Source organism: Mesorhizobium sp. M0778, from assembly GCF_040320105.1.
In the GTDB taxonomy this organism is placed as follows: Bacteria; Pseudomonadota; Alphaproteobacteria; order Rhizobiales; family Rhizobiaceae; genus Mesorhizobium.
The window spans coordinates 1-15,748 of the sequence record NZ_JAMYPA010000013.1; the positions used below are offsets into that span (position 1 = coordinate 1).

At 63.4% G+C, this 15,748-nt stretch carries 16 protein-coding genes; 6 read left to right on the top strand and 10 right to left on the bottom strand.

Annotated elements, in window-relative coordinates; all coding sequences use genetic code 11:
* Positions 1-141: 141 nt before the first annotated feature.
* From NKI22_RS18745 to NKI22_RS18755, 3 genes are all read right to left on the bottom strand, one after another.
* Complete coding sequence (locus NKI22_RS18745) at positions 142-930, bottom strand: ABC transporter substrate-binding protein (protein WP_023720608.1); 789 nt, start codon at positions 928-930, stop codon at positions 142-144.
* Between the two features lie 110 nt (positions 931-1,040).
* On the bottom strand, positions 1,041-2,204 hold the full coding sequence (locus NKI22_RS18750; RefSeq protein ID WP_352641020.1) for a saccharopine dehydrogenase family protein: 1,164 nt from the start codon (positions 2,202-2,204) through the stop codon (positions 1,041-1,043).
* On the bottom strand, positions 2,201-2,704 hold the full coding sequence (locus tag NKI22_RS18755; RefSeq protein ID WP_023677254.1) for an Lrp/AsnC family transcriptional regulator: 504 nt from the start codon (positions 2,702-2,704) through the stop codon (positions 2,201-2,203). Before NKI22_RS18755 ends, NKI22_RS18750 begins: the two co-directional genes overlap by 4 nt.
* Before the next feature lie 385 nt (positions 2,705-3,089).
* Here NKI22_RS18755 and NKI22_RS18760 point away from each other — a divergent pair, with 385 nt between their 5' ends.
* Complete coding sequence (locus NKI22_RS18760; protein ID WP_352816449.1) at positions 3,090-3,944, top strand: hypothetical protein; 855 nt, start codon at positions 3,090-3,092, stop codon at positions 3,942-3,944.
* 162 nt (positions 3,945-4,106) lie between these two features.
* On the opposite strand, the gene NKI22_RS18765 is transcribed toward NKI22_RS18760, so the two are convergent.
* Together NKI22_RS18765 and NKI22_RS18770 are read right to left on the bottom strand one after the other, a co-directional pair.
* Entirely contained in the window at positions 4,107-4,910 is an 804-nt protein-coding gene (locus NKI22_RS18765) for an acyltransferase family protein (RefSeq protein WP_352816450.1), read from the bottom strand.
* Between the two features lie 26 nt (positions 4,911-4,936).
* On the bottom strand, positions 4,937-5,662 hold the full coding sequence (locus NKI22_RS18770) for a 3-keto-5-aminohexanoate cleavage protein (protein ID WP_352494438.1): 726 nt from the start codon (positions 5,660-5,662) through the stop codon (positions 4,937-4,939).
* A gap of 156 nt (positions 5,663-5,818) precedes the next feature.
* Between NKI22_RS18770 and NKI22_RS18775 the strand changes: the two genes are divergently transcribed.
* Positions 5,819-6,562 carry a 2OG-Fe(II) oxygenase gene (locus tag NKI22_RS18775; protein ID WP_352816452.1) on the top strand — a complete coding sequence of 248 codons (744 nt, stop codon included), beginning with the start codon at positions 5,819-5,821 and terminating at the stop codon, positions 6,560-6,562.
* 24 nt (positions 6,563-6,586) lie between these two features.
* Here the strand turns inward: NKI22_RS18775 and NKI22_RS18780 are convergent, their stop codons facing one another.
* Both NKI22_RS18780 and NKI22_RS18785 read right to left on the bottom strand, forming a co-directional pair.
* Positions 6,587-7,942 (bottom strand): sigma-54-dependent transcriptional regulator, encoded by a 1,356-nt coding sequence (locus NKI22_RS18780; RefSeq protein WP_352494437.1) that lies wholly within the window; start codon positions 7,940-7,942, stop codon positions 6,587-6,589.
* A gap of 6 nt (positions 7,943-7,948) precedes the next feature.
* On the bottom strand, positions 7,949-9,808 hold the full coding sequence (locus NKI22_RS18785; RefSeq protein ID WP_352816455.1) for a sensor histidine kinase: 1,860 nt from the start codon (positions 9,806-9,808) through the stop codon (positions 7,949-7,951).
* Positions 9,809-10,044: 236 nt separating this feature from the next.
* Here NKI22_RS18785 and NKI22_RS18790 point away from each other — a divergent pair, with 236 nt between their 5' ends.
* The 4 genes from NKI22_RS18790 (at position 10,045) to NKI22_RS18805 (ending at position 13,679) form a co-directional block, all read left to right on the top strand.
* Entirely contained in the window at positions 10,045-11,376 is a 1,332-nt protein-coding gene (locus NKI22_RS18790) for a dicarboxylate/amino acid:cation symporter (protein WP_292659748.1), read from the top strand.
* A 471-nt stretch (positions 11,377-11,847) separates the two neighbouring features.
* Positions 11,848-12,912 carry a glycosyltransferase family 2 protein gene (locus NKI22_RS18795; RefSeq protein WP_352494435.1) on the top strand — a complete coding sequence of 355 codons (1,065 nt, stop codon included), beginning with the start codon at positions 11,848-11,850 and terminating at the stop codon, positions 12,910-12,912.
* 153 nt (positions 12,913-13,065) lie between these two features.
* Complete coding sequence (locus tag NKI22_RS18800; RefSeq protein ID WP_352489936.1) at positions 13,066-13,344, top strand: type II toxin-antitoxin system RelE/ParE family toxin; 279 nt, start codon at positions 13,066-13,068, stop codon at positions 13,342-13,344.
* Between the two features lie 26 nt (positions 13,345-13,370).
* Entirely contained in the window at positions 13,371-13,679 is a 309-nt protein-coding gene (locus NKI22_RS18805) for a HigA family addiction module antitoxin (RefSeq protein WP_352455430.1), read from the top strand.
* Positions 13,680-13,720: 41 nt separating this feature from the next.
* Here the strand turns inward: NKI22_RS18805 and NKI22_RS18810 are convergent, their stop codons facing one another.
* From NKI22_RS18810 to NKI22_RS18820, 3 genes are all read right to left on the bottom strand, one after another.
* Positions 13,721-14,008 carry a DUF982 domain-containing protein gene (locus NKI22_RS18810; protein WP_352816458.1) on the bottom strand — a complete coding sequence of 96 codons (288 nt, stop codon included), beginning with the start codon at positions 14,006-14,008 and terminating at the stop codon, positions 13,721-13,723.
* Between the two features lie 89 nt (positions 14,009-14,097).
* Positions 14,098-14,904 carry an ABC transporter permease gene (locus NKI22_RS18815; RefSeq protein ID WP_352816460.1) on the bottom strand — a complete coding sequence of 269 codons (807 nt, stop codon included), beginning with the start codon at positions 14,902-14,904 and terminating at the stop codon, positions 14,098-14,100.
* Positions 14,905-14,908: 4 nt separating this feature from the next.
* Positions 14,909-15,742 (bottom strand): ABC transporter permease, encoded by an 834-nt coding sequence (locus tag NKI22_RS18820; protein ID WP_031194462.1) that lies wholly within the window; start codon positions 15,740-15,742, stop codon positions 14,909-14,911.
* Positions 15,743-15,748 lie beyond the last annotated feature (6 nt).

Here is a 15,748-nt window from a genome sequence, read left to right on the forward strand (position 1 = left end):
TAGCGAGTAGCGAGTAGCGAGTAGCGAGTAGCGAGTAGCGAGTAGCGAGTAGCGAGTAGCGAGTAGCGAGTAGCGAGTAGCGAGTAGCGAGTAGCGAGTAGCGCTCCCTACTCCCTACTCCCTACTCCCTATTCCCTCTACTCAGTGATCCTTCTTCCAGGCGTCGGAATTGACCCAGTAATCGAGGTTCTTCTGCAAGCGGCCGTCGAGGCTGACCTGGTCGAGGAACAGGTTCATCCAGGTCAGCAGGTCCTGCTCGTCATAGCGCGTGGCGAAGGCCAGTGGCTCCTTCGACAGCATGTCCGGCATGATGATGAAGCTGCCGGCCGGATAAGCGGTTGACTGGCCCTTGACCGCCGAGACGTCGTTGACGCCGCAATCGGCCTGGCCGTTGTTGACGGCGTCGAGCAGCAGCGGGCCGCCGCCCTTGTAGCTCTTGATGTCGGCATCGGGGAAGGCGGCCTTGGCTTCCTTCTCGCCGGTGGCGCCGAGCAGCACCGCGATCTTGGTGCCCTTGGCCTTGCAGTCCTCGGTGGACTTGAAGGCAGTCCCAGCCTTGGTGAAGACGGTGCTGCCCGTGTACATGTAAGGCTTGGTGAAGGCGACCTTCATGCCACGCGCCAGTGTCGGCGTCATGTCGGCAACCAGAAGATCGGCCTTGCCCGACAGCAGCGCCGGGATCAGGCCGTCCCAGTCGAAGTCGAGGAAGGTGATCTTGACGCCCATTTCCTTGGCCATCAGTTCGGCGAGTTCGACCGAACTGCCGGTGCGTTCGCCGGCGGCGCCGACCAGCGAGAAGGGCGGTCCCTGCGTCTGCACGGCGACGCGCAACTCACCGCGCTTGGTAATCTCGTCGAGCGTTCCGGCACTGGCGGCAGCGGTGAGGCCGGCGAGCGCAAGTCCGGCGATGAAAAGCTTGGCAATCTTCATTTGGGCATTCCTCCTTGTTGTCGTTTGTTGTTCCACTTGTTGTTTCACCCCATCGGGGCGCCTTTTGAGCGGCGGCGCCGTTGCCGGCGGCAACCACCGTTCGAAAATCTTCAATCCCAGCTCACCGTTTCGGCGACCTTGATGCCGCGCCTGGCCAGCTCGTCGAGGAAGCGGCCATCGGGCACATGCAGCAGCGGGTTGAGCAGGCCGGGCGTGGCGATCTCGCGCCGTGCCAGCATCTGCGCCACGATACTGGCGGGATAGCCGACGCCAAGGCTCATGCCGAACAGGCCGGAGGCGAGGTCGCGTTCGATGACCAGCTCCGAGGTCACCGTCTTGCGGCGGCCGCCTTCGCTGCCGACAAAGACGTTGCGCATCACGCAAAGGTCCTTTTCGTCGGCGCCATATTGCAGTTGCGGACCGAGCAGCCGGCCGAGGAATTCGCGTGGGCTGACGCCGGTGCCGGGCACCTTGTCCTCGGACAGGAGGCCAAGCTGCTTCAGCGGCGCCCAGAACGCCGACCAGCCGGGCCAGCGCAGCGAATAGCGGCCGGAGCGCTGCAGTCCCTTGGCGGCGGCGAGCATGCCGGCATAATGCGGCGCGTCACCATTGGGGAAGGCCTCGAGCCTGCCCAGCCCGGCGATCTCGATATCGTGGATGAAACGATTGTCGTGCTGGCGGGCGGCCGGCACATCGACCCGGTTGCCGTCCTCGACCAGCACGCTGTCGCGGTTCTGGCTGACCAGAACCATGTCGAAATTCCAGCTCACCTTGTAGCGGAGCGGCTCGACCACCGCCTTCGGTTCGGGAATGCCGCCGCAATAGGAATCGATCGCGGTGATGGTGTCGAACTGGCTTGCGGCGCGCGCGTAGAGCACAAGGTCGATGCCGGGGTCGAGCCCGCATTCGGTGACGATCGAGACGCCGGCCTTTTCGGCCTCGGGAGCGAGATCGGCGATGGCCTTGCCGTAATTGGTGGTGACCAGCGGCGTGCGCGTCGCGATCGCCGCCTGCACCGCCTCGCGCATCAGCGGCTGCGGCAACAGGTCGATGACCGCGTCGACGTCCTTCATCACATCGGCCAGCACCGGACCGATCGCGCCCTCCGGCACGACGAAACGCACCCGGGCAAGGTCGGTCAGGCCGCCAAGCCGCGCCGCGCCGTCGGTTGCGGTGTCGAGGCAGACCACTTGCTCGACGCCGTCGCTGGCAACGAGATCGGCGATCGCCGCCCGGCCTTGCAGGCCGAGGCCGCCGAGAACCGCGATCTTCATGCCATTTCCTTTCGCGTCTCGTCCGACCAGCAGCCTTCAGGCAGGCTGACCCATTTGTTGCAGGACGCCATGACGACGAAGGTCTCGCTGCGCACGACTTCGCCCGGCTCACCGGCGCCGGGGATCAGCTCGCTGGTGACGCGGTAGAGATCGGCGACATCGCCGGCCACCGTTACGTCGACGATGATGTCGAAGCGTCCGGTGACGACGGCGGCCGAGTTCACGAAAGGCAGTTCGGAGATGCGCTGCGCCAGTTCACGCGCCCGGCCGCGCCCTTGCGCGTTGATGCCGACGATGGCCGAGATCAGCTCGGGGCGTTCGGTCAGGTTAAGCAGTCCGACGATCTTGAGCAGGTTGCGGTCGAGCAGGTTGCGCAGCCGCATGCGCACCGTCGGCACCGAGATCGCCATCTTCTCCGCGAGGCGGTTGACGCCAAGCTGCGCATCCTGCGACAGCAGCTTGACCAGTCGCCGGTCGGTCTGATCGAGATGTTCCCGCAAACGCTCAGGCTTTCATAAAAGGAAATAAACGGTCGGATTTTCTTTCTGATATGAAAATACCTTATGAGAGATTTTTAACAACGGCAAGAGCCACGTCATCCGCGGTGCCCCTGTGCCTGTCGGCAGTTTCGTCGCAGATGCCACATTTTGTTCTTGCTTTGTGCCGGCAGCTATGCTACTAATTTGGGTATGGTGCTAATCGCGCCGCCGACCCGCCCTCCCGAGGCGGGTTTTTTGTTTTCCGAATACCCTTTGAAGGTTCAGCGCCGCCGGCTTGAGTTGGCGGTACAGCGCCGTTCGGGACGCGCTGTGTTCGAGGGTGAAAGAAGCAAGTGGCGCAAGAGGTGCCTGGAATCCATAGCTTAGAAAGGAACGGTAGATCGACATGAAGAAGATTTCTCATCTGTTGGTGCTGACGGCAATCTGCACCATTACCGCCGTTATGCCGCCAGTTGGCGCCGCATATGCCCAGAACGCGCCTTACTGGCGAGCGGACTGGGAGGAGGGGCCTTGCACCGGAGCCTCGTGCTATACCGACTGGTCTTTCGTCCAGGCGGAGAATCCGGCGGAAGCCGATCCCAGCCTGAACGCAATTGTCAGCGGCCTGGTCTCGACCGGCGCAGGGAATGTATCCTCGCACGGCGGCAACAGCTTCGGAAAGTTCGAAACGACGCTGGCTGCCATCAATGCCGGGAAGCCCCACTCCAAAGTCTACAAGGAGTGGCTCTTTGCGGGCGGCCTGGCCAAGAACGACGCTTTCGGACGTCCGCTCCAGGCGATGTCGCCGTCAGGGATCGATGGAACTTATGTCGCGTGGTTTTTCATTCCCTCCGATTACCAATACGCGGGAAACGGCTGGACGAATATCTTCCAGTTCAAGGTGACCGAGCAATCGCCTTTCAAGCAGGATCCAACGTGGTGGGTCAACCTGACCGACAATCCGACTGACGATGTGGTGATGCTGCATGTGGAAAATGCGGCGGCCGGAGTCCACAATCCGGCTAACGATGTTCCCGCCCCGAAGGGCCGCTGGTTTCAGCTGCGCGCGGATCTCTATGAAGGGGTAGGCATCGATTGGTATCTGGATGGGGTGTTTTGGCAATCGTCGTCGAACGCAACCTGGCCGGTCGGGCGAGATTCCGACGGATCAGGTACACCTCAGTCATTCGTGTTTGGGGTGGGTCACTATGGTGGAGTTGGCAAACTCTACACTGATGATGCCTACATGATTGCAAAGTAGCCACTGACACATTGCCGAAGTGCATAAAATAACAAGCTGCTTCGGGTCCAACCGGGCGGCTATTTTTGCACCTAGAGCGCGTCGCATTGAACGGATCCTGCGACGCGCTTTAAGTTTTTGTTTTATGCATGTCGCAAAATCGCTGCGAGGCGCAACCTCAACTTATTGTGCCTTCACCTGATAGGCGGAGAGGCTCATCCGAGATATCGCCAAAAGCGGCTTCTCAATAAAACTATAGCTGGCCAGGGAGACGGCGATGCAGGCGGCGACAAGAACCGTGCCTGCGAGCCATGGTGATACATTGGCGCTTGCAACGACAGGAGCGGTCGCAAGCAGCACGATAGGATGTGTCAGATAGAGAGAGTAGGAAGCATCACCCAACCTTGCCAGCACGCGAGGAGCAAGAAGCCGGAAGTAGCTTTCCAGGCTTATGCAAGCCGCGACAAGGATCAACGCCGGGATTCCCTGAGCAAGGGTTCGCGGCAAGTTGAAGCCAAGGCCCATCACCAGCATGGACACGATGGCGAACACGAGTGCCGAGACACCCAGGACGGCAGGCAAACGCGCCAGCCTGCCGACCAGGTGGCCGAGAGCCATGCCGGCAAGGAACTCAAACAGGATTGGCGTGGTATAGAAAAACAGCACAGTATCGGCGGCGGGTTTGAAGATGATGCGCGCCGCTACGGCGATTGCAAAGACAACGCCGACCATGGCCATTTGCGTCAAGGTGCCAAGACCCATAGTCGCCGCGAACAGAATGTAAAACAGGATTTCCAGATTGAGCGTCCAACCCACGCCAAGCACTGGTTGGACATAACCTGTAACAGTGTCGAGATAGGGAACGAAAAGCAGGTTATTGGTGAGCTGCTCAAGAGACACTGCACGACCGGCAAACAACCAAAGTGCGGCGACCATGACGAAGGTCATAACCCAATAGAACGGAACGACGCGCGTGAAGCGCTGCATCAAAGGAGATTGGCCGTTTCCCCGCCCTAACGGCTGGTCTCGAAGATAGCGACGGCTGCCGCTGTCAGTGCGGCGTTACCGGGTGCTACTGTTCCATCAGGAAGCTCCTTGCCGTCTTCCAGTCCGATGCGCGTCGACCAACGGCGTTCCGCCGCCCGGTGCACGAAAGGCCAGACCGTGGCGTCGGCGCCGTGCAGCAGGATCGCCCGGCGCATCCCGGCGCCGTCGAGCACGGCGGCGATATCGTCACTGACCTCCAGCGCCGCGTCCAGGGGCTGCTCGGAGATTTCGATCAGGATGCGCAGCACCCGTTTGCCATGGTCGAGGCTCACCAGGCGTTCGGCGTCGGCGACGGAGGCAAGCCCCGCCTCGATGCCGATGCCGCGCTGGCGCAGACTCTCCATGACGGCGGGCGCGGCGTCTTCGCTCAGATTGACCGAGGCATAGTCGGGCAGCTCGCTCCAACCGGCGATCGCGGCCAGCGTCCGCTCGTCGTCGTTTTCGATCCAGGCGCCGGTCGACACGCCGATCAGCGTTCCCGGACAGGCACGGCGGAGCGCCATCACAGTCCGGTCCATAGCCGCAGACGCGATGCTTTCGCGGCCGTCGAGTCCGCGCGCATGGACATGCAGCTCGGCCGCACCGGCGGCAATCGAGGCCGCACCGTCGCCCGCCATGGCCTCCGCGTCGAGCGGCAGTCGCGGGTGGAAATCGGCGCTGCGCGCGCCATTGATGCAGGTCTGGACAATCATTGAGATGGCGGTCCCGTTGAAGTGGAACAAGTTTAGCGCACGACAACGAAATCGGAAATCGGATGATATCCATCCCGCGAAGCTCACCCGGCAAGAAACGGGTGGTCTGCGCGCGCTGTCTCACCCATCTCTGGTCGTAGAGAAGGAGGCGAAGCCATGACCATCCATTCGATAGGCGCGAAAGCGGCGATCAAATCGGCGGAGGCGCGCGTCGCCGCCTATGATTGGCCGAAACTCGCCGGCGAGCTGAGCGGCTATGGCTGCGCGGTGATGGAAAAGCTGCTGACGCCGCAGGAGTGCCGGCAGATCGCCGGGCTCTATCCGGACGAGAGCCATTTCCGCAGCCATGTCCACATGGCGCGGCACGGCTTCGGCAAGGGCGAGTACCGCTATTTCCGCTATCCCTTACCCGACTTGATCGGCGGCTTGCGCACCGCGCTCTTTCCGCGCCTGGCCGCGGTCGCCAACGACTGGAACGCGCGCATGGGTATCGCCCAGCGCTATCCCGACGAACACGCCGCATTCCTCGAGCAATGCCACGAGCAGGGCCAAACGCGGCCGACGCCGCTCCTGCTGCAATATGTCCCCGGCGATTTCAACTGCCTGCACCAGGATCTCTACGGCGATCTGGCGTTCCCGCTGCAGGTGGCGATCCTGTTGTCCGAGCCCGGCAAGGATTTCACCGGCGGCGAGTTCGTGCTGACCGAGCAGCGTCCGCGCATGCAAAGCCGCGTCGAGGTGGTGCCGCTGCGCCAGGGCGACGCGGTCGCCTTCGCGGTCCACAATCGTCCGGTCCAGGGCAGCAAGGGCAATTACCGGGTCAACCTCAGGCACGGCGTCAGCCGGCTACGCTCCGGCATGCGCCACACCGTCGGTATCATCTTCCACGACGCCAAGTAGCCGAGCCTCTCGGCCCGGCGGCGATTACCTGGAAAAATCGCTGCGCACGATGCCGTGGCGCTGGAGCTTGTCGTAGAAGGTCTTGCGCGGAATCCCCAGCGCTTCGATCGTGCGCCTGACATCGCCCTCGTTGCGGCCAAGCGCCTCGCGGATGATGTCGGCCTCGTAGCGCTCCAGCCGCTCCGGCAGCTTCATGGCGGCGTTCGATTCAGTTGGGGCAGGGGGTTGTGCTTCGGCGCCTTCCTCCAATCCAAGCACGAACCGCTCGGCGAAATGCGCCAGTTCGCGCACATTGCCCGGCCAGTCATGGTCGCTCAGATGGCGATGTACCGTCGCCGGCACTGCCGGCACCGGACGATGGAAGCGGGCGGCGGCGCGCTCGGCGAAATAGAAGAACAGCAGGGCGACGTCGTCGCGGCGCTCGCGCAGCGGCGGAATGGAGATCGTCACCACGTTGAGCCGATAGTAGAGATCCTCGCGGAAAGCGCCGCGCTGGCGCGGATCACCGAGATCGACCTTGGCGGCGGCGACGACGCGCAGATCCACCGGCCGCACCTCGTTGGTGCCGAGCGGGGTGACCTCGCGCATTTCCAGCACGCGCAGCATCTGCACCTGTGTCGAGACCGGCATGCTTTCGATCTCGTCGAGGAACAGCGTGCCGCCGCTGGCGTGCTCGATGCGGCCGATCCGTTTCTTCTGAGCGCCGGTGAAGGCGCCGGCCTCATGGCCGAACAATTCGCTTTCGATAACGGTCTCCGGCAGCGTGCCGCAATTCAGCGCAACGAAGTTGCCCTTGGCGCGGCGGCTCCAGCGATGCAGAAGGCTTGCCACCACCTCCTTGCCGGAGCCGGTCTCGCCGGTCACCAGCACGTCGACGTCGGTGTCGGCGATCTGGCGCAGTGTGCGGCGCAGCCTGTCCATCGCCGGCGTCTGGCCGATCAGCGGCAGGCCGTCCTGCGCCTCTCCGGCCGCCTCGCGCAAGGCCCGGTTCTCCATCACCAGGCGGCGCTTTTCCGCTGCGCGGCGCACGCTCTGTACCAGCCGGTCGGCGGCGAAGGGCTTTGTGATGAAGTCGTAGGCGCCGTCCTTGATCGCCTTGACGGCCATGGCGATGTCGCCATGGCCGGTGACGAGGATGACGGGAATGTCGGCATCCAGCCGCAGGATGCGGTTGAAAAGCTGCAAGCCGTCGATCTGAGGCATGCGGATGTCCGACACCACGACACCGGTAAAACCGGCGTCGAGCCCGGCCAGCGCCTCAGCCGCCACCGCAAAGGCCGAGACCGAGAAGCCGGCAAGCTCCAGCGTCTGCGCGGTGGCCTTGAGGAGATCGCGGTCGTCGTCGATCAGGATCACCGGCGCGGCATTGTCGTTCGTCATGATGGCTTACGCTGCTTTCATGAGATGGATGGTGAAGCGGGTGCCGCTGTCGTTGCTTGAAACCTCGATGCGGCCGCCATAATCGGCGACGATGTCCTTCGAGATGACGAGGCCAAGGCCGAGGCCTTTTTCCTTGGAGGTGTTGAACGGCGTGAACAGCGACTTGAGAATCCCGGGCGGAATGCCAGGTCCGTTATCGGACACGCCGACCGTCACGCCGTCCGCGGTCTCCTCGACCGATACCTGCACATAAGCGTCGTCGCGGCCGTCGAGTGCTTCGAGCGCGTTCTGGAAGAGGTTGATCAGCACCTGTTCGAGCCGGACCCGATTGCCCATGACTTTGAGGCTCGGCGGCGGCAGGTCGATGGCCAATGCGTCGAGCCGACCGGCAAAGCGGCTTCTCAACAGCATGACCGCGCCCTCGACAACACCACGTAATTCAACAGGCTCGGCGGCGGTGCGGCCCTTGCGGGCAAATGCCTTCAACTCCTCGGTGATTGAGCCGATGCGTTCGGTAAGTGCTGCAATGGCGCCGAGGTTTTCCTCGGCCGGCCCGGTCTGCTTGCGGTCGAGGAAGGTGCGGGCATTGTCGGCATAGGCGCGGATGGTGGCGACCGGCTGGTTGATCTCATGGGCGACACCGGCGGCGACCTGGCCGAGGATGGCGAGGCGGTTGGCCTGGACCAGATCCTGCTGCACGATTTGGAGCTTGGCTTCGGTGCTGCGGTGGCCTGCTATCTCGGCCTGCAGCCGGTCGCGGGCTTGGCTCAGATCCTCGGTGCGTTCGACGACGCGGCGTTCGAGTTCGGTGCGCGCCGCCTGTTCGGCGGCAATCCGCATCTGCGCCGACTGCCGCCGCCACAACAGATACGCGGCCAGGCCGAGCAGCGGGACGACGGCACCCAGTGCCAGAAGCCGCATTTCGCGGACGGCAGCGGCGATCGGCGCTTCGGCCGGGATCAGATAGTCGAGCTGCCATGGGGTCGAAGGGACCGGCGTGGAAAGGCTGAGATACTCCGCCTCACTGCCGCCGGGCGTCACCGCGTGGACGATCGACACATCCGGGCTGAGCGCCTGCCGGTGCATGATCGGCAGCGGAACCAGCGGCGCGTCGCCGAACTGTTGGCTGTCGCGGATCGCGGCTTGCTCAGGTCCGGCCAGCGGCGCGGTTGTCATGAAGCGCCAGGACGGCACGCTGGTGATCAGCACGACGCCATTCTCGTCGCTGACATAAGCCGGGCGGTTCGCCTCGCGCCAGTCGGCTTCGAGCTGGTCGAACTCGGCCTTGACGACGACGACGCCGAGCGGTGCGGCGGCATCGCCGACGCGCCGCGAAATGTAGAGGCCGGGACGCTTGCTGACATTGCCGAGCGCAAAATACTCGGCGGTTCCGGCCTGCATCGCGCCGGAGAAATAATCGCGAAAACGGTAGTCATTGCCGACGAAGCTGATCGGCTCGCGCCAGTTGCTGGAGGCGATCGCCAGTCCGTCGGTGCCGACGACATAGAGCACCGACGCCTTGGTGCCGGAGACCAGCCCCTCGAGCTTGCGGTTCAGAACATCGATTGCCGCGGCATTTTTCTGCGACAGCGCGTCACGCACTTGCTGGTCCGCGGACAGAAGCAGCGGCAGGGCGCGCGGGCTTTCGAGCACGGCGCGCAGCAGCGCGACCTTCAGATTGGCGTCGGTACGCCCCTGCGCCGCCAGGGTCCCGACCTCGGCGGTGCGGCCGTAGAGGCCGGCACCGTAGAGCGCTGCCGTGACGATCAGCAGGGCGACGGCCGCAAACAGCAGCCAGGCTCGGCGCGCCCGCCTGGCGAGTTGCTCGGGCGTCGAAGACAAGGCACCGGCGGGGCGTTGCAGCATCGCCCATTTGTGCATGAACTCGCACAAAACACAATTCGACCTATGCGGAGATTCGCACTTGTCTGTGTGTCCAGCAGTGCGGACATTTGTGAATGCTCAACAAAATCAATGATGAAAGGCCCTTCTGCGTATCTGGCACGGCTGTTGCAAACACGAATTCAGCAGTCGCGAGGCTGCTGGTCAAAACAACTGCCCCGGGGAGTCGAGCTTTCGATCGGGGCGCCATGGAGGACGTCATGCAGACAGCAATCGCTGCCGCCGAGCCGCGCGGCAAACTTCCCTTATACCGGCATCTTTATGTGCAGGTGCTGGCGGCGATCGCCGCCGGTGTGCTGCTCGGCCACTTCTATCCGGAAACCGGCGAGGCGATGAAGCCGTTCGGCGATGCCTTCATCAAGCTGGTGAAGATGGTGATCGCGCCGGTGATCTTCCTGACGGTGGCGACCGGCATCGCCGGTGTTTCCGACCTGCAGAAGGTCGGCCGCGTCGCCGGCAAGGCGATGATCTATTTCCTGGTGTTCTCGACGCTGGCGCTTGTCGTCGGCCTGGTCGTCTCCAATGTCGTCCAGCCCGGCGCCGGCATGCACATCAATCCGGCCACGCTCGATACCACCAAGGTGACGGCCTATGCCGAGAAGGCGCACGACACAACCATCGTCGGCTTCCTGATGAACATCATCCCCGACACCATCACCGGCGCCTTCGCGCAGGGCGACATCCTGCAGGTGTTGTTCTTCTCGGTGCTGTTCGGTGTCGCCCTGGCACTGGTCGGCGATCGCGGCCGTCCGGTCGTCGATTTCCTGCAGGCACTGACCACGCCGATCTTCCGCCTCGTCGCCATCCTGATGAAGGCCGCACCGATCGGCGCCTTCGGCGCCATGGCCTTCACAATCGGCAAATACGGCATCGGCTCGATCGCCAACCTCGCCATGCTGATCGGCACATTCTACCTGACCGCGCTGCTGTTCGTGCTGGTGGTGCTCGGCGCGGTTGCCCGCTACAATGGCTTCTCGATCCTGGCGCTGATCCGCTACATCAAGGAAGAGCTGCTGCTGGTGCTCGGCACCTCGTCCTCGGAAGCGGCATTGCCGGGCCTCATGGCCAAGATGGAGCGCGCCGGCTGCAACCGCTCGGTGGTCGGCCTGGTCATCCCGACCGGCTATTCCTTCAATCTGGACGGCACCAACATCTACATGACGCTGGCGGCGCTGTTCATCGCGCAGGCGACCGACACGCCACTCACCTACGGCGACCAGATCCTGCTGCTCGCCGTCGCCATGCTGAGCTCCAAGGGTGCCGCCGGCATCACCGGCGCCGGCTTCATCACGCTGGCGGCAACGCTTTCGGTCGTCCCCACCGTGCCGGTCGCCGGCATGGCGCTGATCCTCGGCGTCGACCGCTTTATGTCGGAGTGCCGGGCGCTGACCAACTTCATCGGCAATGCGGTGGCGACAGTGGTGGTGGCACGCTGGGAGGGAGAACTCGACCAGACGAAGTTTGCCGCGGCCATGGCCGGCGACTTGCCCGAGGAAGTCGACCTGTCGCTGCCAGGGTTGCAGGCCGCCTGACTGTCCAGGCCACATGACTATAAGCCCCGGAGGCGGTTCGCCGGCTCCGGGGCAAAGCACCGGCGGTCGCGGCATGCCGCCTGAACGCAACCTGAAGTGGCCCTGTTTTCGACGCGGGGCTTGTTCCAGCCGCATTTGAAGGCCAGTATCCGCCATGCCTTCAGGGCACCCGTCCGCTTCGCTCCCGACCTGATCGCGAGGCGAGACATTTCCGTCGGGCTCGGTTGCGACATCACCTTGGCCGAACCGTCTGGGCTTTTGCTGCCGCCGACCCCTGACCATGGCAGCAGCCCTCGAAGGCAATGGCGGCCTCAGTACGAAGTCGCAAAGCGAAACGTGACCGGTCTCCTCGTGGAAAGCGCAGGCTTTCTCCCAGGGAACTCGTTGCGCGCCAAGAGGGCGCTTGAAGAGGGGGGGCAGGCCCATGAGCGGGCCTTTGCCGAACCAAAGCAAGATGCGAGGTCAAACGCGATGCAGACTGTCCCGAGAATTCCGGTATCCATCATCATCCCGAACTACAACTACGCGCGGTTCCTCAAACGCAGCATCGACAGCGCCCTCGAGCAGGACTACGCGGATGTCGAAGTCATCGTCGTCGACGATGCATCGCAGGACAATTCCACGACAATCATGGAATCGTATCGCGACGAGATCCTCGCATGTCCGCGAGCGCAAAATGGCGGACACGCCGCGGCATTCAACACTGGCTTTGCAGCGAGCTCGGGCAAGATCGTCCTGTTCCTCGACGCCGACGATTATCTTTATCCGACCGCCGTCTCCACCATCGTCGACACCTGGGACGAGGCAACCGCCCAGGTCCAGTCCAGACTGCATATCGTCGACGAAGGGCAACGCATCAAGGATGTCTTTCCGCCGCCCGAACTGCCTTTCGACAGCGGCGATGTCATGCCGAAACTCCTGCACAAGGGCCGCTACCAGACCACCGTGACCAGCGGGCTGGCCTTTGACCGCGCAACGCTGGAGTCGATCATGCCCATACCGGAGCCGGAGTTCCGCCAGGGCGCTGACGGCTATCTTGCCACGCTGGCGCCGATGTACGGGCACGTCCAATCCATCGACGAATGCCTCGGCGCCTACCGGATCCACGGCGCCAACCATTCGGTCTTCGGCGAAAAGCTCGCCGAGCGGGCACGCTGGCGGGTAACCCACGATTTCCGCCGCATGCAGGCACTGTCGGACCAGGCCTCCGGGATCGGCCTGACCATCGTGCCGTCGGATGCCGTCCGCCACGATCCGGTCCACCTGGAAGAGCGGCTGGCGTCGCTCTGCGCCGACAGAGACCGACACCCCGTGGCCGACGATTCCCGGCTGGCGCTCGGGGCGGCCGGCGCCGTCGCCAGCCTCGAAATGACCGCATCCCTGCGGCGGCGCGCAATCCTTGCCGCCTGGTTCCTGTCGGTCGGGGTGTTGCCGCGGAAAATGGCAACGGCGGTGCTGTCGTGGAAGCTTGATGCGTCGTCGAGGCCGGCATTTTTGAGCCGCCTGTCGAAGAGAATCCGCCACGCCATGGGATAGCGGATGATGCCGTGACATGGGTCCGCCAGGTATTCGGCTGGCCCGGCCCAGCGTCCAGCGGGCGTAGTTATTGCCTCCGATGGGCTCGGACCATTCTGTAAATCATTTGCTTACACCTGCTTGACCCGAGTAAGCAATATGCTTACATGTTGCATGATCAAGTCGTTCAAGCACAAGGCGCTGGCGGACCTCTTTCAAACCGGAAAGACCGGAAAGATCGACGCCAAGATGCATAAGCGCATCCTTGTCCGGCTTGACCGCTTGGAAGTCTCGGAAAGGCCTGATGACATGGACCTGCCCGGCTTCGACTTCCACGCTTTGAAGGGCTTTAACCCGACCCGCTACACAGTGCATGTCAACGGGCCGTGGTGCATCACATTCGAATTCGACGCCAATGATGCTGCCCGCGTCGATTTCGAACAGTACCATTGAGACGGCTTAGATTGGAGAAATCGATTATGAGCGTGTATGAGCCGATGCGTCCGATGGAGCGCTGCCCATCCCACCCTGGGGCGCTGCTCGACGACATTATCCCGGCAACCGGAAAGACCAAGGTGGAAATCGCCAATCTGCTCGGAATCTCGCGCCAGCAGCTTTACGACATCATCCGCGAAAAGAAGCCGGTGTCGCCGGCTGTCGCGGCGCGTCTTGGAAAGATGTTCGGCGACGGCGCCGCGATCTGGCTCAGGATGCAGGCCGCTTACGATGCGTGGCACGCGGAGCGCGAGGTTGACGTCAGTGCCATTCCAAGGCTGCATGCTGCCTGAGATGCAATAGATCGGCCGAACCACCGAGGCTCACAAATCGATCACGGTCCCGCCTGCCTGGACCGGTCCTGCGGTTCAACGGCTCGCTCGACCAGGACATGCGCCTCCCGCGCGGCCTCGACGAACGCGTCCCTGGCGGCTTCGGTCCAGCGGTCGTCGCTCATGGCGCGGCGGCATGTGCGCAGTGCCAAGCCGTGCTTGGCGCTGCCGGCGTCACGCCAGTGCGCTGTCAGCAACTCGACAGCCTGCCGTGCGTTGGAAATGTTGCGGATATCTCCCACAATGCCGACCGCAACCGCAACCGGCTTGGAAAACCATCCTTGATTCATGGCGAAGCCTTCGACGTGTTGAATTGCCTATAACGAAAATCGTGGCGCAAGGTTTCATTCGCGCCACTCGCCACGGCGTGAGGCGGCCCTCACTGCGCCGCGCCCAGCCTGACCACGACGCTGCGCGCCACAAGCACCAGCACGGTGATGACGATCAGGATCACCGAGAGTGCGGCGATCGCCGGGTCGATGTTGTCGCGCAGGCCCATCCACATCAAGCGCGGCAGCGTGATGGCGTTGACCGAGGTGATGAACAGGGTGACGCCGATCTCTTCCCAGGACAGCACGAAGGAGAGCAGTGCCGCGGTGACGATGCCGAACTTGATGTTGGGCATGATGATGCGGGTGGCGCGCTCCCACACGGTGGCGCCGAGGCCGCGCGCGGCAAGATCGATGCGGCGGTCGAGCTGGCTGAGCGACACCAGGATCAGCACCGTGGCGAAGGGCACCGTCATCACCGCATGCGCCATGGCGACACCCAGCCAGGTGTCATAGCCGAAGAACGACGAGAAACCCGAGATCGAGGTCAGCAGGAAGTAGAGCGTGATTGCCGAGACCACCGGCGGTACCACCATCGGCAGCAGCACGAAGCCGACCAATGCTGCGGTGAAGCGCGGCTGGAACATCCAGACGCCAAGGCCGAAGCACAGCGCGAGCACGGTGGAAAAGGCGCTGCTGACGACGCCGATCCTGATCGAGAGCAGGATCGAGTTGATCCAGCGCGGATCCTCGATCAACGCCCGGTAATGGCGCAGCGACAATTCGCCCGACGGCATCGCCAGCATGCGGCTCGGCGTCAGCGACACCGGAATGACGGCGAGCAGCGGCAACAGCAGAAACAGCGCGACCAGGGCGGCGAGGACCAGCGAGACGGGACCGGGGCGATAGGTCGGCATCGCGCTACACCAACTGCTTTGGTCTGATATAGCGGAACAGCAGCGCCATCAGCGCGCCGACGAACAGCACCAGCACCACGCTGATCGCAGCGCCCAGGCCCCAGTCCGGGCTCTGGAAGATACGGAGGTAGATCAACTCGGCGATCATCACGCTGCGGCCGCCGCCGAGGATCGCCGGCGTGACGAAGAAGCCGAGCGAAAAGACGAAGACGATCAGCGCCGAGCCGATAATGCCGGAGCGGGTCATCGGCACGAACACCGACCAGAAGGTGCGCATGCGGCTGGAGCCGAGGCCGCGCGCCGCCAGCAGCACGCGGTCGTCGAGACTGCGCATCGAAGAGGCCAGCGGAAACACGGCGAAGGGGATGAGGAAATGCGTCATGCCGACGATGACGCCGAACTCGTTGCGCACCAGCGCCAGCGGCTCCGAGATGAAGCCGACCGCCTGCAGCCAGGTGTTAATCAGGCCGCGATTGGACAAAAGCGCCACCCAGCCGAAGGCGCGGGTCAGCACCGAGATCCAGAACGGCACCAGGATGCAGAATTCGGCCACGACGCGCTGCACCGGCGTGCCGCGCACCCAGACAACGGTGATGGCGTAGGCGGCGGCAACCGAAACGATCGTCACGATCGCCGCGATGCGCAGCGTGCGGATAAAGACCGACTGCACCAACTGATCCGTGAGCAGCGCATTGTACTGCCCCAGCCCCGGCGTGGGCAGCGTAAAACTCCATTTGACCACGCCGAGGAATGGCCAGGCATAGGCCAGCACAAGAAAGAGGAGCAGCGGCGCCATCAACAGCGCCGCGCCCATCCGGTCGGAGAGGTATGCTCTCATCCGGTT

Bases quoted from the DNA above. Each gene is read 5' to 3' on its own strand.
- NKI22_RS18800 (WP_352489936.1), top strand. From the start codon at position 13,066: ATGATCAAGTCGTTCAAGCACAAGGCGCTGGCGGACCTCTTTCAAACC.
- NKI22_RS18780 (WP_352494437.1), bottom strand. From the start codon at position 7,942: ATGACGAACGACAATGCCGCGCCGGTGATCCTGATCGACGACGACCGC.
- NKI22_RS18790 (WP_292659748.1), top strand. From the start codon at position 10,045: ATGCAGACAGCAATCGCTGCCGCCGAGCCGCGCGGCAAACTTCCCTTA.
- NKI22_RS18770 (WP_352494438.1), bottom strand. From the start codon at position 5,662: ATGATTGTCCAGACCTGCATCAATGGCGCGCGCAGCGCCGATTTCCAC.
- NKI22_RS18805 (WP_352455430.1), top strand. From the start codon at position 13,371: ATGAGCGTGTATGAGCCGATGCGTCCGATGGAGCGCTGCCCATCCCAC.
- NKI22_RS18775 (WP_352816452.1), top strand. From the start codon at position 5,819: ATGACCATCCATTCGATAGGCGCGAAAGCGGCGATCAAATCGGCGGAG.
- NKI22_RS18795 (WP_352494435.1), top strand. From the start codon at position 11,848: ATGCAGACTGTCCCGAGAATTCCGGTATCCATCATCATCCCGAACTAC.
- NKI22_RS18765 (WP_352816450.1), bottom strand. From the start codon at position 4,910: ATGCAGCGCTTCACGCGCGTCGTTCCGTTCTATTGGGTTATGACCTTC.
- NKI22_RS18760 (WP_352816449.1), top strand. From the start codon at position 3,090: ATGAAGAAGATTTCTCATCTGTTGGTGCTGACGGCAATCTGCACCATT.
- NKI22_RS18810 (WP_352816458.1), bottom strand. From the start codon at position 14,008: ATGAATCAAGGATGGTTTTCCAAGCCGGTTGCGGTTGCGGTCGGCATT.
- NKI22_RS18745 (WP_023720608.1), bottom strand. From the start codon at position 930: ATGAAGATTGCCAAGCTTTTCATCGCCGGACTTGCGCTCGCCGGCCTC.
- NKI22_RS18820 (WP_031194462.1), bottom strand. From the start codon at position 15,742: ATGAGAGCATACCTCTCCGACCGGATGGGCGCGGCGCTGTTGATGGCG.
- NKI22_RS18815 (WP_352816460.1), bottom strand. From the start codon at position 14,904: ATGCCGACCTATCGCCCCGGTCCCGTCTCGCTGGTCCTCGCCGCCCTG.
- NKI22_RS18785 (WP_352816455.1), bottom strand. From the start codon at position 9,808: ATGCTGCAACGCCCCGCCGGTGCCTTGTCTTCGACGCCCGAGCAACTC.
- NKI22_RS18750 (WP_352641020.1), bottom strand. From the start codon at position 2,204: ATGAAGATCGCGGTTCTCGGCGGCCTCGGCCTGCAAGGCCGGGCGGCG.